At 39.0% G+C, this 15,512-nt stretch carries 13 protein-coding genes and 3 pseudogenes; 14 read left to right on the top strand and 2 right to left on the bottom strand.

The features are described from left to right. The first annotated feature begins 424 nt into the window (after nucleotides 1-424). From DWX73_RS10930 to DWX73_RS10950, 5 genes and pseudogenes are all read left to right on the top strand, one after another. Nucleotides 425-792: pseudogene (locus DWX73_RS10930) on the top strand (DUF6465 family protein). A 20-nt stretch (nucleotides 793-812) separates the two neighbouring features. Continuing rightward, entirely contained in the window at nucleotides 813-1,502 is a 690-nt protein-coding gene (locus tag DWX73_RS10935) for a TM7S3/TM198-like domain-containing protein (protein WP_118348800.1), read from the top strand. Between the two features lie 169 nt (nucleotides 1,503-1,671). Then, nucleotides 1,672-2,507, top strand: a pseudogene (locus DWX73_RS10940) (PHP domain-containing protein). A gap of 25 nt (nucleotides 2,508-2,532) precedes the next feature. Beyond that, complete coding sequence (locus DWX73_RS10945; RefSeq protein ID WP_118348801.1) at nucleotides 2,533-3,309, top strand: DUF975 family protein; 777 nt, start codon at nucleotides 2,533-2,535, stop codon at nucleotides 3,307-3,309. A gap of 5 nt (nucleotides 3,310-3,314) precedes the next feature. Further along, a pseudogene (locus tag DWX73_RS10950) lies at nucleotides 3,315-4,682 on the top strand (aldehyde dehydrogenase). Between the two features lie 92 nt (nucleotides 4,683-4,774). On the opposite strand, the gene DWX73_RS10955 reads toward DWX73_RS10950, so the two are convergent. Continuing rightward, nucleotides 4,775-5,533, bottom strand: coding sequence for a putative ABC transporter permease (locus DWX73_RS10955; RefSeq protein ID WP_334294659.1), 759 nt, complete (start codon nucleotides 5,531-5,533; stop codon nucleotides 4,775-4,777). Then, on the bottom strand, nucleotides 5,479-5,715 hold the full coding sequence (locus tag DWX73_RS15610; protein ID WP_242996853.1) for a putative ABC transporter permease: 237 nt from the start codon (nucleotides 5,713-5,715) through the stop codon (nucleotides 5,479-5,481). Before DWX73_RS15610 ends, DWX73_RS10955 begins: the two co-directional genes overlap by 55 nt. A gap of 255 nt (nucleotides 5,716-5,970) precedes the next feature. On the opposite strand from DWX73_RS15610, the gene leuC reads away from it, so the two are divergent. The 9 genes from leuC (at nucleotide 5,971) to DWX73_RS11000 (ending at nucleotide 15,297) form a co-directional block, all read left to right on the top strand. Then, the gene (gene leuC, locus DWX73_RS10960; RefSeq protein WP_118348802.1) at nucleotides 5,971-7,248 is read left to right on the top strand and encodes a 3-isopropylmalate dehydratase large subunit; all 1,278 of its coding nucleotides are present in this window, start codon (nucleotides 5,971-5,973) and stop codon (nucleotides 7,246-7,248) included. Next, nucleotides 7,245-7,733: a 3-isopropylmalate dehydratase small subunit gene (gene leuD / locus DWX73_RS10965; RefSeq protein WP_118348803.1), complete on the top strand. Its 489-nt coding sequence runs from the start codon at nucleotides 7,245-7,247 to the stop codon at nucleotides 7,731-7,733. Before leuC ends, leuD begins: the two co-directional genes overlap by 4 nt. Nucleotides 7,734-7,883: 150 nt before the next feature. Beyond that, complete coding sequence (locus DWX73_RS10970; protein ID WP_118348804.1) at nucleotides 7,884-9,734, top strand: helix-turn-helix domain-containing protein; 1,851 nt, start codon at nucleotides 7,884-7,886, stop codon at nucleotides 9,732-9,734. A gap of 186 nt (nucleotides 9,735-9,920) precedes the next feature. Further along, nucleotides 9,921-11,648, top strand: coding sequence for an ABC transporter ATP-binding protein (locus tag DWX73_RS10975; protein WP_118348805.1), 1,728 nt, complete (start codon nucleotides 9,921-9,923; stop codon nucleotides 11,646-11,648). Beyond that, nucleotides 11,645-12,091: a hypothetical protein gene (locus DWX73_RS10980; protein ID WP_118348806.1), complete on the top strand. Its 447-nt coding sequence runs from the start codon at nucleotides 11,645-11,647 to the stop codon at nucleotides 12,089-12,091. The genes DWX73_RS10975 and DWX73_RS10980 overlap by 4 nt, the downstream gene beginning before the upstream one ends. 5 nt (nucleotides 12,092-12,096) lie before the next feature. After that, nucleotides 12,097-13,275 carry an ATP-binding cassette domain-containing protein gene (locus DWX73_RS10985; RefSeq protein WP_118348807.1) on the top strand — a complete coding sequence of 393 codons (1,179 nt, stop codon included), beginning with the start codon at nucleotides 12,097-12,099 and terminating at the stop codon, nucleotides 13,273-13,275. A gap of 53 nt (nucleotides 13,276-13,328) precedes the next feature. After that, entirely contained in the window at nucleotides 13,329-13,655 is a 327-nt protein-coding gene (locus DWX73_RS10990) for a hypothetical protein (protein WP_147334787.1), read from the top strand. Then, nucleotides 13,652-14,623, top strand: a complete 972-nt coding sequence (locus tag DWX73_RS10995) for an ABC transporter transmembrane domain-containing protein (RefSeq protein WP_118348809.1) — start codon at nucleotides 13,652-13,654, stop codon at nucleotides 14,621-14,623. The genes DWX73_RS10990 and DWX73_RS10995 overlap by 4 nt, the downstream gene beginning before the upstream one ends. A gap of 5 nt (nucleotides 14,624-14,628) precedes the next feature. Then, the gene (locus tag DWX73_RS11000; protein WP_118348810.1) at nucleotides 14,629-15,297 is read left to right on the top strand and encodes an ATP-binding cassette domain-containing protein; all 669 of its coding nucleotides are present in this window, start codon (nucleotides 14,629-14,631) and stop codon (nucleotides 15,295-15,297) included. Nucleotides 15,298-15,512: the final 215 nt, after the last annotated feature.

The raw sequence follows: 15,512 nt of genomic DNA on the forward strand, positions 1-15,512 counted from the left end.
TCCCTCCTATCCCTTATTATATCATACAATAACATAAAATAACAGCCATAAAAACAGAAAATTTGACATAAAAAAAGCAGGTTTTATGCGACCTGTGAGAACTTTTTTTAATATTCAACTGTCAAACTCCCGGGTACAGACCACCAGAAATGTAATATTATTTATAATCATTAACATTTAAAATGGTTGTAAGAAGAGGTAAAAAGAATGATTGAAGAATCAAATTAAAAGTGGGTATCAATTAATAAATGATTAGTTGGTATCCATTTTTATGTATTTCTTTTGAGAAAAATGTAGCTTTTTTGACGAAGTGTGCTATAATACAATTCGTATTAAAATATGAACAGTAAACTATGTAGGCTAGGGGGATATTAAGATGGCTACAAGAAGAGCAATGAAAAAACAGGAAAAGAAAAACGCAGGTATGACAGATAGAAATGAGACAGCAGTAAAAGAGGAGAAAATTGTGGAAGAGGCAGTTGCAGAAGAAGTGAAAGCAGAAGCAACTGAAGAACCAAAAGAAGAAACGAAAGCGGCAGAAGCGAAAAAAGAACCTGCAAAAAGAGGACGTAAACCGGGTTCTACAAAGAAAGAAATTAAAACAAGAATTATGATTCAGCACCAGGGAAAAGAAATTGATTCAAAAGACCTGATCGCAGCTGTAAAAAAGAATGGACAAAAGGTAAAAATAAGATCGGCGATATGAAGTCAATGGATTTATATGTTAAGCCTGAAGATGGTGCGGCTTATTATGTAATCAATGGAGATGTTACAGGTAAAGTAGAGTTTTAAGAAGATCAGGGGACACATATATGGAACTAATGAATTTATTAACGGAACTGACAGACAGTGTAGCTTCGTATGTGTCAGGAAATGAAATGACAATTTCGATTGCAGTCATTGTGCTGGCAGCGCTGACTTGCTTTTTCGGAGTTAAAATCTTTCGCATCTGGATGGCAGTGATTGGATTTTTTGCAGGATTTATAATTGGTTTCTATATTCCGGTAAATGCACTGCAGCTTAGCATAGGAGTCGGATTAATTGCAGGTCTGATTTTGGGAATCGTGCTGGCGATTGTATCTGCAAAGATTTATATTGTCAGCGTAATGTTTGCCAGCTGGCTCTTCAGTGTGTCGGCGCTTTTGGTAATCTTACAGCCTAAGACATGGTTGTGGATGCTTGTCTGTGCGGGAATCGGAGTTATCCCGGCGATAATCAGTCTGAAATTTGCAGAGCCGATGGTTATCATTGCAACGGGACTGTTCGGAGGCATTACAGCTGCTGCAAAAGGAGCTGAACTGCTTGGATTTTCAGAGCAGATCATTGTTTGGATTGTCGGTCTGGTAGCTGCATGTTTTGGAATCATGGTGCAGTTTATTCTGGAAGGAAGAAAACAGGGCAAAAAAGAAGTTGCAGCGGCAAAGCATATCCGGTCAGAGAAATCTATTGAGAATGAAATTGAGGCAGCTCGTTCGCTGTTTTCAGATGACGAAGAAGAGTAGGGAAAAACTTTATGGTAAAACAGTACTGGTCGAAGGAGAGACATTGATATCCTCCTTTGAAAAGTACTGTTTTTTGTTTAGAAAGCAGGAGAAAACGTATCAAGAGATTGCGATTGGGGGATAAAAAGAGTATAATTAAGAAAAGTGTAACGGTAAAGGGGGCTTACTCTTGAAGATCGATATGCATTGTCATGTAAAAGAAGGCTCGGTAGACAGCCGGGTTAGTCTGGAAGAATATATCAGATACTGAAGGAAAAAGGATTTCAGGGGATGGTGGTAACAGATCACAATACTTACAACGGTTATCGTCAGTGGAAATATGTTCTGAAAGAAAAATACCAGGATGATTTTGTTGTTCTGAAGGGAATTGAATATGATACGAGGGATGCCGGACATATCCTTGTGATTATGCCGGAAGGTGTAAGGATGCGCCTGCTGGAGCTTCGAGGACTTCCGGTGGCGGCGCTGATTGACTTTGTGCACAGGCATGGAGGGATTCTCGGACCGGCACATCCTTGTGGAGAAAAGTATCTCAGCTACGCACATACAAAGGGATATTATAATGCACCGGAGTATGCGAAACGATTTGACTTTTTTGAAGTGTTCAACGCCTGTGAATCCACGGAATCTAACGAAGGGGCAATGAAACTGGCTATGAAGTATCAAAAGCCGGGAGTGGGTGGCAGTGATGCTCATCGTCCGGATTGTGTAGGGATGGCGTATACAGAACTTCCGGAGCCGGTCACATGTGAGACAGAGCTGATCGCACTGATCCGTAAGAAAGAGAATATTAAGGCGGGCGGTTCTAATTATAATAAGACAACGAAAGATAAAATGGGCAAAGCGAATAAGCTTCTTGTATATTCTTTCTGGTTTTATAATATGGGAGGAACAATTCTGCGCCATTATAAACGAAATAAGAAAAATCGTCTGGAGAATCCAATCGATCCGATTGATCCGATTGAAACGACTGTAGATATAAAAAAGCATGGCAGAATAAGCTAATACCGGAAAGGATACATTGGAAAATATGTGGTTAAGAGAAGAACTGAAGATACGGGGAAAAAATTGCTTCCTGAAAAATTATTTGACGACAGTCGCAGTCGGGGCAATTCTGCTGCTTTTGAATGGAGATTTATTCAGGTTTCGCTTCGAGTTTGATATTGATACGGTAAGAGATATGATCTGGAATGGTTTTCATTCCATTGAGATGATGGGAATTACTGGATTATTCAGCATGTTGGTAAGTGGTCTTGTAAGTATGATCGGGCTGCTTGGGATTTTGTTTACAATTTTTGTGAAAAATATCCTTGAAGTTGGAGCAAAACGCATGTTTATGGAGAACCGCGAACATAGGACAGGCGTTGGGACAATTTTGTACGGATTTCAGAGTAAAGGGTATGGAAATGTGGCGCTGACACTGTTTTTGCGTGACCTTTATACAGCGCTTTGGACATTGCTGTTTATCATTCCGGGAATTGTAAAATCATATGAATACAGGATGGTACCATACATTCTGTCTGAGAATCCGGAGATGCCTCATCAGAGAGCGTTTGAGATCAGCCGTCAGATGATGACAGGACAGAAGCTGGATACATTTATTCTTGATCTGTCTTTTATCGGATGGGCAATTCTCGGAGGACTGACTTGCGGAATTGTTAAAATCTTTTATTTGAAGCCTTACTATGAGGCGACTTATGCAGAACTTTATGCAGTATTTCGCGCACATGCATTTTACACAGGTGCATTGACGTATACAGACCTGCCGGGGTATGGAGAAGCAGATGATGAGTATATCAGGAGCTAGAGATTATGACAGAGTATAGAACATTGCTAAGACGTCAGAGGGCGTACTATCAAAGCGGAAGAACGAGAAGCTATGGCAGTCGGATGAAAAGTCTTGACAGGATGTACCGTTGGATTGAAGTTCATGAGAAAGAGATTGAGGAGGCGCTTCGGGCTGATCTTGGGAAGGCGGCTTTTGAAACTTACGCAACAGAAATCGGTATCGTGAAAGAAGAAATCCGGTTTCATCAGAAACATCTTCGCCGTTATATGAAGATTAAGAAAGTTAAGACACCGGTTACACAATTTCCGGCAAGCTCTTTTATCTATCCGGAACCGTATGGAGTGGTACTGATTATGTCGCCGTGGAATTATCCGTTTCAGCTTACGATCGCGCCGCTGGCAGCAGCATTGGCGGCGGGAAATTGTGCAATTGTGAAACCGTCAGCCTATGCAGCCTGTACATCTGAACTTTTGAAGCAAATGATTGGAGAACTTTTTCCAAAGGCCTATGTCTGTGCTGTGACAGGAGGAAGAGCGGAGAATGAAATGCTGCTAGAGGAGAAATTTGACTATATCTTTTTCACGGGAAGCAGTTCTGTTGGAACTTATGTGATGGAAAAGGCGGCGCGCATCTTACCCCGGTCAGTCTTGAACTCGGAGGGAAGAGCCCGTGCATTGTTGATGAAAGTGCAGATATCCGTCTGGCGGCAAGGAGAATTGTTTGGGGAAAGTTTTTGAATGCAGGTCAGACCTGTGTGGCGCCAGATTATCTTCTTGTGCATCATAAAGTGAAAGAGAGGATTGTAAAGGCAATCTGCAGTGAGATCAAAAGAGCTTATGGAGCAAACCCGTTGGAAAGTCCGGATTATCCGCATATTATCAACGAGAAACATTTCAATAGGTTGTGCGGTCTGCTGAGAGAAGGAAGATTGCTGACCGGCGGGGAAGTACGCGAAAAGACGTTACAGATTGCGCCTGCGCTTGTGGATCAGGTTAGTTGGGATGCAGCAGTTATGCAGGAAGAGATTTTCGGACCGATTCTTCCAATCATAACATTTTATGATGTGAAAGAAGTGATCGACAGTGTGAGAAGCAGACCGAAACCGCTGGCGCTTTATCTCTTCACAAAGAAGAGAAGTGTTGAAAAAGAGATTTTGAAAAATCTTTCTTTCGGAGGAGGATGTATTAATGATACAGTGGTACATCTGGCGACAAGTCATCTTCTTCGGAGGAGTTGGAGAAAGCGGAATGGGTTCCTATCACGGTCAGGCAGGGTTTGATACATTTACGCATAAGAAAAGTATCATGAAGAAGTCGCTTATAGTTGATGTTCCGGTACGCTATGCGCCGTACAGAAAGAAACTTTGGATCGTAAAAAAACTGATGCGGTAAGTCAGTAGAATTTATTATAAGCAAAAAGGATATGTCAGATTGGCATATCCTTTTTGTGTCATGTGATTTTGTATGTACGATTCTGTGTAAAGTTATTTATGCAAAGATCTCAGATAGTCCTGAAGATCTTTCAGAGCATTGGAATAGCGGGAAGAATGCATATGTGGAAAGGCTTTTACAATACGTTTGTGGAGTTTACTGGAGTGATTGCGCAAATCCCGGTAGTGTTCCAGCAGTTCTTCCATATGTGCTCTGATATCTTCGGTAAACTCTTCTCTGCGTTCCCTGATATCTTCAGAAAGCTCTTCTCTGCGCTCCCTGATATCTTCGGAAAACGCCTCTCTGCGCTCCCGCACATCTTCGGAGAAATCCTCCCGGCGTTCCTGGAGCTGCTGTACCAGTTCATCAAAGTGTTTTTTGTAGTCATCTTTGAACTCCAGTGTTCCCATAACATTTTTGTAAATATTTTCGCCGAGTCGGTCGGAAATGGAATGAAGTTCCCCGGCAATCTGTTCCATGCGCTCAAGACGTTTGTTCATCTTGAAGATACCGGAAGCGGTTACATAAGTGTCAATTAGAATCGTAATTCCGAAAACGGCGATGAGAATCCAGCCGAGTGTGTGCGGCAGGAAACGGATCCCTGCTGCGACAAGCGGATGAAATACTTTGACGATAAATACGCAGGCAACACCCCAGATTAATGAAAACAGCAGGCAGACATAGCCATTGAGATTAAGGGGCATATTGGAATAGTCCCACCAGCGGCTGTGGAATAGTTTCTCAAGGAGAAATCCGGTCAGCCATTCCAGAGCAGTAACGACAATTGTTGAAACAAGATAGAGAAGAAACAGGTTATCTGAAACGGTGTCAGGAACAAGATGACGGTGCTGACGCCAAAACCGTAAATCGGACAGATAGGGCCATTTAGAAAGCCGCGGTTTACGAAATGATGTTCTTTAAAGGCGGCAAAGGCAACTTCGGTGCACCAGCCAAGAAATCCGTAAATAAAAAAGTTTAAAAGATAATGATACACGATAAATTCCGTCCTTTCTGGTAAGTTTGTATTATGTTGATATATTATAAGCGGAAATAAGAGCTCTGTAAATAAAAAACTAACTTTTTACAGGAGATTTGCTGATAAAACAGAAAGAGAATATAACAGTAAATAAATTGATTTTTTTTAATCTCTTTTAACTGCTTTCTTATCCAGTTGCAGTGGAGTTCTTGCGGCAATTTTGGCGTATATGCTAGAATAACCACCATAGTAAGATAAGGGAGGATACTGATTATGGGAATGACGATGACGCAGAAGATTCTTGCTGCCCACGCAGGACTTCCATCCGTGGAGGCAGGTCAGTTAATAGAAGCAAAATTAGATGTGGTAATGGCCAATGATATTACCGGACCTATGGCTGTTCCGGTATTTTATCAGATGGCAGAGAAAGTGTTTGATCCGGAAAAAGTAGTGCTTGTGCCGGATCATTTTACACCGAATAAAGATATTAAATCAGCGGAAAACTCAAAGTCTATCCGGGAGTTTGCAAAGAAGCAGGGACTGAAATGGTACTTTGAGATCGGACGTATGGGAATTGAACATGCAATCCTTCCGGAAGCAGGAATCACTGTGGCAGGAGAGTGCATTATCGGAGCTGATTCACACACTTGTACATACGGGGCGCTGGGAGCATTTTCCACAGGAGTAGGAACGACAGACATTGCTACAGGAATGGCGACAGGTGAACTTTGGTTTAAGGTGCCGAGGGCGATTCAATTTGTGCTGACAGGGAAACCATCGCCGTATGTGAGCGGCAAAGATATTATCCTCCATATTATCGGGAAGATCGGTGTAGATGGAGCGCTCTATAAATCAATGGAATTTGTAGGAGACGGCATTTCAGAATTGTCTATGGATGATCGCTTCACAATGGCAAATATGGCAATTGAAGCAGGAGCAAAAAACGGAATCTTTCTTGTGGATGAAAAAGCCGAGAGCTACATGAAAGAACACTCTGAGAAGGCATACAAGATTTATACGCCGGATGAAGATGCTGTGTATGATGAAGTGGTTGAGATCAATCTTGGTGATGTACGGCCAACAGTAGCATTTCCGCATTTGCCGGGGAATGCCAAGACGATTGATGAGATTGAGGCAATGGAACCGATTAAGATAGATCAGGTTGTGATTGGTTCCTGTACAAATGGACGTATGGAAGATATGAGACGGGCAGCTGCCGTTTTAAAAGGTCATACAGTACATCCGGATGTGCGTGTCATTGTGCTTCCGGCAACGCAAAAGATCTATAAACAATGTATCAAAGAAGGCATTGTAGATATTTTTATTGATGCCGGATGTGCATTCTCTACACCGAGCTGCGGACCATGTATGGGAGGACATATGGGAGTGCTTGCAGCAGGAGAGAAATGTGTTTCTACGACAAATCGTAATTTTGTAGGTCGAATGGGGCATGTAGATTCACTGATTTATCTGGCGTCACCGGAAGTGGCGGCAGCCAGTGCAATTGCCGGTTATATAGCAAATCCTGAGAAAGTAGGTGACAGATCATGAGAGCGTGCGGACATGTATTTAAATATGGAGATAATGTAGATACGGATGTTATTATTCCGGCAAGATATCTGAATTCTTTCGATGCGAAGGAACTCGCAAGTCATGCGATGGCAGATATTGATCCGGAATTTGTAAATAAGGTGCAGGAGGGAGACCTCATTGTTGCGAATAAAAACTTCGGATGTGGTTCTTCCAGGGAACACGCACCGCTCTGTCTGAAAACTGCCGGCGTAAGCTGTGTCATTGCAGAGACTTTCGCCAGAATTTTTTACCGCAATGCAATTAATATTGGACTTCCGATCATTGAATGTCCGGAGGCAGCGAAAGGTATCGAAGCAGGCGATGAAGTAGAAGTTGACTTTGACAGTGGTAAAATTTATAACCACACGAAAGGAACCGAATTTCAGGGGCAGGCATTCCCGGAATTTATGCAAAAGATCATAAAGGCCGGAGGGCTTGTTAATTATACGAATATGAGACGATAAGAGAGTGTTTGATACTTCCCGCAGGCTGGTGGAATGGATTTTTGCGGACTGGTGGATATAGTTGACTTTGACAGGAAGAAAATTTATAATCTACAGAAGAACGGAAAGACTTATAGTTACTGAAAATTTGCTGTCAAGGGGAGCGTTACTGTGGAAGAGGGAAGAAAAGGCATCGGAGCATTATTAGAACGGCTGAGGACAGAGCAGGGCTGTACGATGGAGCAATTAGGGAGAGGCATCTGTACACCTTCACAAATTGAAAAAATAGAGAAAGATGAACAGTCGGTGGATCCTTTTTTGATCGACCGACTATTTGGCAGGCTTGGAAAATCGACAGAGAGGCTGGAATATGTATTACCGATCGAGGCATACGAATTATATGAATTTCGTTATCTCATACAGACGAATATTTGCAGACGACAACTGGGAGAAGCAGAAGAACTTTTAAAAGCTTATGAAAAAAGAAAATCAGCGAATCGCCCGCTTCATCGTCAGTTTATTGCGCAGGAGCGGGCGCAGATTGGCTGGCTGACCGGACAGAAAAAAGAAGAGATTCTCGCATTGCTCAGTCAGGCAATGAGTGAGACAATGCAAACAGTAATGGGAAGTGCTTTTGAAGAAGCGCTTTCGCACGGATGGATCGACAGTAAAATAAAGCTTAGTGCGGAAGAATTAAAGCTTATTTTATTTCGGTGGGAAATATCCAGAGCATCTGTTTATGAAAGACGGGCGGAAGAGATATGGGCTGTCCTTTCTTATTTGAAAAGGAAGGAAATGGATGATTCAGAATTTGTGAAAGTATTTCCTTATGTAGTGTTGCTGCTTGGAAAGAGCGGTTGTCTGGAAGAACAAAAGGATGCATTGGAGAAAGAAACGAAGAGAGCGCTCTCGATTTTAAGAGACGAGGGGAAAATTGCATACATGCCGGAAATCCTTGAGCAATACAGTAAGCTTTTGGAAAAACGGGGAGCGGACAGAGCATTTCTTTGTATGCTCAGGCAGGAGAGGAAAAGTCTTTTGGAAGTATGTGAATTTTATGGAATCCATCTGGAGAAAATAAGTTTATTTGAACATATTTTGCGAAGATTTCAATTAGATTATGAACTGATTCAAAAGACGAGACAGGAGAGAGGAATTTCACAGGAAAAGTTAAGTGACGGAATCTGTGAGTTACCGACGATTTCCAGAATTGAAAGAGGTCACAGGAGTCCGCGTGATAAGAATTTATGCCGGATTTTGGAACGTCTTCAGAAAGACAGAAGGCGTATGGATACAATCATTGAAACGGATTCTTATGAAGTGGTTCGGCTGAAGAAAAAATATAATCGGATGTTACTTCGCGCACATACGCAAGAGGCAATAGAAGTATTGCAGGAGTTGGAGCGGTATCTGAATCCGAAGCATTTAAGAAACCAGCAATTTCTTAAGGCTGAATGGGCTAAAGTAAACTATGCAGCTAAGAAATGGGATGCAGACAAGTGTTTAAAAGAGTTGGAAAGCGCCTTGAGAATGACAATGGATGTGGATGGGACTCGGTTAGGAAAGCATGTGATTTCTGTGGAAGAAAATAGCATTTTGAATGAGATGGTATTGATTTATAATGAACAGAATCATGTAGAAAAAGCAAAGGAAATTTTGCGGTTAGAATTACAGTGCTTTAATGATAGTAAAGTATGTTCAGTATTTCAAATTATGGAGAAAGGATTAGTACAAAGTAATCTGGCAACTGTATATGAAGAAAATGGTATTACGAAAGAAGCTATCGATCTGAGTCGGAAAAACAATCAAATGAATCTTGAAGCTGGAAAAGGGAACACACTTGGACGATCATTGATTACAATCGCTGGGGCGTTAGAGCAACAGCAGGATGATTCCTGCGTTGCATATTTTCAGTGGGGAATGGATCTGTTGAAATTATATAAAATAGACTGGAGATACGAAATTATGGTGGAGTATGTGAATCGATCAGAGTTTCAGTATCGTGATAAATTAATCATGTGAGTTATCGCTTCCCCCACCGGTAAAAAAATTATATGGAAAGTTGTCGAAAAAACTATGACGTTTTGAGAGAAAAATATTTTTCTTGAAACGTCATAGTTTTTTGTATAAAAAAGCGGTATTGTAAATGCAACATTTATTGCAGAACTATTAAAATAAGTTTGAAAAGGATATGAGGAAGAGAAAGGAATGAAAGATTTAAAAAGAGTTTTGTATAAAATAATTATTCAAAATAAATTAAACTGTGTTTACGCAATTGGATTAGTGCTTGTATTTTCAAGTATGCAGCTATATTTACCTATCTTATTGCAGCAGTATATTGATTCCAGTGCAAAATCTCTGGAATTATCAGTCTTGATGAGTATTGTAGTATTGTACTTAGGAATTTCTGGTGGAATATGTTTTTTAGGAATCTTAAAGGATTGGAATGTTTCTAAAATTGCCTGGAAGGGAACGGATAAACTTCGTGTTGAGATTGTAGATAAAATACTTTCGTATGATGAGAAATTTTTCCACAGAAATACTCCGGCGCAGGTTATCGAATCATTGGAAAATGATCTTGCGGCATTGGAATATTTTATAGAAAACACATTAATTCCAGCTTTTATGAATTGCATTTATATGATAGGAGTTTTAATTGTTTTTTGGAAAGTAAATATATGGGCTGCTATATTATTTTTTATGTTTCTTGGTGCAGCATTATATATTATTTATGTTCAGCAAAAAAAAGATTCGGATATTATTTTAAGGGAAAGAAAATCACATTCTGATATTAGTGGATTTGAAAGTGAAATTATTAAAAACAGGAAAGTGGTAGTGATGGCAGGAAAGGAATATCCTGTATTAAAACGCCTAGAAAATAAAATGGAACAAAGGATTCCGTTAAAAATTGAATTACAGAATTACTATTATCGAGTGTGGATTATTACACTTTCTCTTTTAGCAGGGGTAAATATAATTACACTATTTATTGGTGGTGTTTTGTATTTTGAAAATATAATTTCTCTTGGAGTTGTATATTTGATGTATTCTTATGGGAATATGTTAAAACAGCCTTTTGAAGAATTACAGATGCATATTCAGAATTTTTTGGCAGCGAAAGGAAGCTGTGAAAAGCTTTCTGAAATACTTTTTTATCAAAATTTGGTTACAGATGGAGAGAGAAGTTCTGTAGGGGCATTTGAAGAACTAGAATTAGAAGATGTTTCGTTTGCTTATGGAACAGATTCAATTTTGAAACATGTTTCTATGAAATTGCCAAAAGGAAACATTATAGGTGTTTTTGGAGAGTCAGGGGCAGGGAAATCTACTGTTAGCAAGTTAATAAGCAAAATGTTAGAACCGCAAGAAGGAAAAGTACTTATTAATGGTATTGATATTAGAGATTATAGTATTCAGGCAATTAGGAATACAATGGCATATGTCTCGGCAGGGAATTTGATATTACCTTCTGATTTTCGTGACAATTTACGCTTATATAATCCACATATAACAGATGATGAAATTTTATTTGTGCTTGAAACAAAGAATCTTCTGAAATATTTTTCTTTTGTAAAAGGGAAAAGCGGAAAAGAGATTTTGGATATGCCACTTACAAAAGATATGTTTTCGAATGGAGAAGCGCAATTACTTAATTTGTGCCGTTTATTTTTTGTACAGAAACAGATTATTATTTTTGATGAAGCATCTGCTATGGTAGATGAAAAAATAGAAGAAAGATTTAATGAGATTCTTCGCCAGTTGACGCAGGATGTTACCACTATGATTATTACTCACAATGTAGAACGTTTGCGAGAATGTGATTATATTTATATGATGGGAGACGGAGAAATTGTTGAAGAAGGAAAAGTGTCTGATCTTGAGAGTATGGAATGTTCTTTGTTTAATAAATATGCACAAAGGAGTTGGAGAGAATGAAGGAAGGAATAAGAAGTATTTTACGTCTTAATAAATATTTATTAAAAAACAGAGGGCTTTATATTAAATATGGTTTTATGAGTTTAGTGTGGTGTTTTGCACCATTTGTGCTTGCATTTTTAGTCAATTTATTGATGGATGATTTAAGTGTATATAACGAACAGCGTTATTTTATCATTTTATTGCTTTATACAATTTTGACATATATTAATATTTATTATGCAAGAAAAAGTGGAATCGTAGAAGCAAAAATCACTTCGTATGTGGAAAAAATTTTGCAGTTAAATGTTATGCAGCGGGTTTTAGAAGAGAAAGAAAAGGAATGTGATGATATCGGAGTTATGACAGACATACTTGAAAATGATTTTAATGTGTTAGAAAGTATGCTATTGATTCAGGTAGAATTTTTTTGTAATATTGTTTCTTTTTTGGGGCTTTTCTAATTGTTTTGCAAATCAATGTTTATCTAACATTTTTTGGATTTTTGCCGATTGTGCTATTAAGTAGTTTAGTAGGATATTTTGGGGACAAATTAAAAATGCGCTTTGAGGATGCGAGAGAAACTAATATTGATTTTTCGGTAATGACATCTGATATTGTAGGGAATTATGAAGTTTTTCAATTTTTAGCAGATCGAAAAAGTGTTATGAATGTTTTTTTAAATAAATGTCTGCAGCGCGGTAAATATAAAATTAGGAAAAGTATATATGTGTTTGCCGTGAATCATTTTATAACATTCATTAATAATTTTTCTGTTATATTGATATTGTTTTTGGCTGCTGTTTTCCAGAAAAAAGCAGCAATTTCGATAGGAGCATTAACACTGTTTATTAATTCTATTAATACAGGATTTTCGTTTTTGCAATTGTATAATAATGTAGTTGGGGCATTGAAAGTGACAGAATCGTCAATGGAAAGGGTATGTGAACTTTTTCAGATGAGTTGGGAAGAACTGCCGTGTATATTGACGAAACTGGATAAGCCTATGAAAAAAAGCGAAATAATATCAAAAAAAAGTGTTGGAATTACTTTTAAAAATTTCCGTATGACAGAGGATGACATTTTTCATAATTTCACTGTCAAATCAGGTGGGATTATGGTTGTTTCAGGAGGAAATTCTTCTGGAAAAAGTTATTTATTAGAATGTATAATGGGCTACAAACCGTATGAAGGAGAGATTGTGTTTAGCAATTCAGAAGAGAATCTTCAAGTAGGTTTGCTGCCACAAGAAACTTCGTTATTTTGTGCAAATCTACAGGAAAACGTGGCAATCTTTGATGAGACAGAGAATACGGATATAGCTTTTTCTATTGGGAATCTAACAGGGAATGTACGGAATTGGAATAAAAAATCAGAAACAGAAATTGGTGTTAATGGTAAAAATTTATCAGAAGGTCAGCGTCGGCGCGTAGCTATTGCGCGAGCTGTTCAAAATGGAAGAAATATTTTGATGTTAGATGATCCTTTTTTGTTCCTTGATAAAGATAATCGAAAAATCATTTTACAGAATTTAAAATCACTTAAAAAGACTTTAATTATTGCAACGAATGATGAAAATATTATTCGGGAATCGGATATTCAGGTAAAATTGAATGAAAGAAAAATTGGAGAAGTGATTATGCAATAAAAGAGAAATTCCTAAGAAAACATAGACTATTTCTGCGGCTTGGGATGAGCGGAGTGTATTCAGTGATTACCGCGGCGATTCCGTTTATTATAAAGCTATTGTTAGACGGAAATTATTTGAATCCGAAAGGAATCACCACGCTTGCGGGAGGTTATCTTGGGATTGTGATTCTCTTAAAAGCGATTGCATCAGGGAAGAATCTTTTGATCCTGGATGAGGCGTTGTCAGCAGTGGATCGAGAATTATCTGAATATATGACAGATCGGATTTTAGAGATGAAGGACAAAACTGTGATTGCTGTTACGCATAATTGCGCAAAAGAGCATTTGGCGAAATATGATTTTCAGATAGAGTTAAAAGGAGGAAAACGAAAGGAATGAAACGGACGTATCATATGAGGAATATTTTATTGAAGCATAAGCTTTGGCTTGTACTGATTATAGTTTCGGCTGGTTTTATGGCGCTTCAGGAAGTTCTGAAGGCCTATGTGATGCAGTATACCCTGGATGCGGCGGTACATAGATCTATGCAGGAATTGAAAACAGCATTGTTTTTGGCAGTAATGGAATTGCTCTGTGTTCTTGTAGTTTATTTGATGCATCACTATTGCAAAGAAAGATTTGTACAGAAATGCATGGTATCTTTGAGAGAACAGTGGTTTGACAGTATTCAGAAAAAAGAACTGAGTGAATATGATTCACAAAAATCAGGAGAATGGCTTGGACATTTTACATCAGATGCAGAAATGCTTCAACAGGATTATCTTGAGAATTTTTTCGGAATGGTGGAAAGTATTATTGTAGGGATTGCATCGCTGGTAGTAATTGTAAAAATTCATTATGCGTTTCTCATTTTTATTGTTGCAACCTTCTGGATACCGGTTGCAGCTAATCAGCTTTTTGCGAAGCGTCTGGAAGCATCGAAGAAAGAGGTTTCAAAAGCCAATGGAATATTTGTGGGAAAGACAAAGGAACTGTTGGAAGGATTTGAAGTAACGAAATTATATCGTTTGACGAAGAAGATGCGAGGTTCATTTCAAACTGTGAATGAAAAGAGAGAAGAAACACAGTTTTGTGCACAGTATACAGACGATGCGGCAGAAATATGCAGTTTTGCAGGTTCCCTTCTGATCTGGCTTGGAAGTTATTTGCTTGGCGCCTGGTATGCGGTGCGCGGACTGATGACGACCGGAGAAATTCTAAATGCAGCTCAGCTTCTAAATAATGTAGTGAATCCTCTTTACAGTATTTCAGGTCAGTGGATGCGAATGAAAGCGGCAGATGGTGTGTATCGTGAGATTCAGAGAAACTTGACCGTCAGAGCGCAGATGTTGAAGAAGAAAGATTAGAAAGTTTGACAGAACTTCCAAAAGAAATTTGTTTTCAGAATATTAGCTTAAAACAGATGGAGAGAACCATTTTTGCAGATGTAAATCTGCGCATGGAATCCGGAAAGAAATACCTTGTGACGGGTGAGAGCGGAAGCGGAAAATCTTCTCTGATAAAAATTCTGCTGAATATTTATACGGACTATACGGGCAATGTACTTCTGGCAGGGAAAAATTACCGTGAGCTTGCAAAGGACAGCTGGTATCAATATATCTCTGTGGTGGGACAGGACAGCTTTGTTTTTCAGGATACAGTATATCGGAATATCACATTGTTTGATACATATCCGGAGGAAGAGGTGCAGCGTGTTGTAAAACTTTGCTGCTTAGAGGAATTTGTAAAACATCACGAGGAAGGGTTGGAGTACCGGATTGAAGAAAACGGTAGGAATATTTCCGGAGGCGAGCGGCAGAGGATTTGTCTGGCGAGGGCGTTGATCCGCAGACCAAAGATTCTGATTTTGGATGAGGCTACTTCTGCGCTGAATCAGGAGATGGCGCATCAGATAGAAGCAAATGTGCTGTCGCTTGAAGATACAATGGTACTTGCAGTTTCCCATAGAGTTTTTGAAGATTTGAAAAATCAATATGACGCAGAAATCCATTTTGATGGACAGACAGCCTGTATATTGTAAAAAACAGAGATGCCGGTAAGATTTCATGGAAGTCTTATCGGCATTATTTCATTTAGCCATTGCGGGACAAAACATCTGCAATCATTGACAGTGCTTTCTGGCGAAGATATAATCCCATCTTTGACAGTTAGAAAAAGAAAAAATCGCTGTATCCCTCATGTTTACTGGGGTATAGCGATTTTTGTCGTTGTTTCGAAATATAGTAATTTATTCCT

Source organism: Coprococcus sp. AF21-14LB, from assembly GCF_003458885.1.
Taxonomy (GTDB): Bacteria; Bacillota; Clostridia; order Lachnospirales; family Lachnospiraceae; genus UBA9414.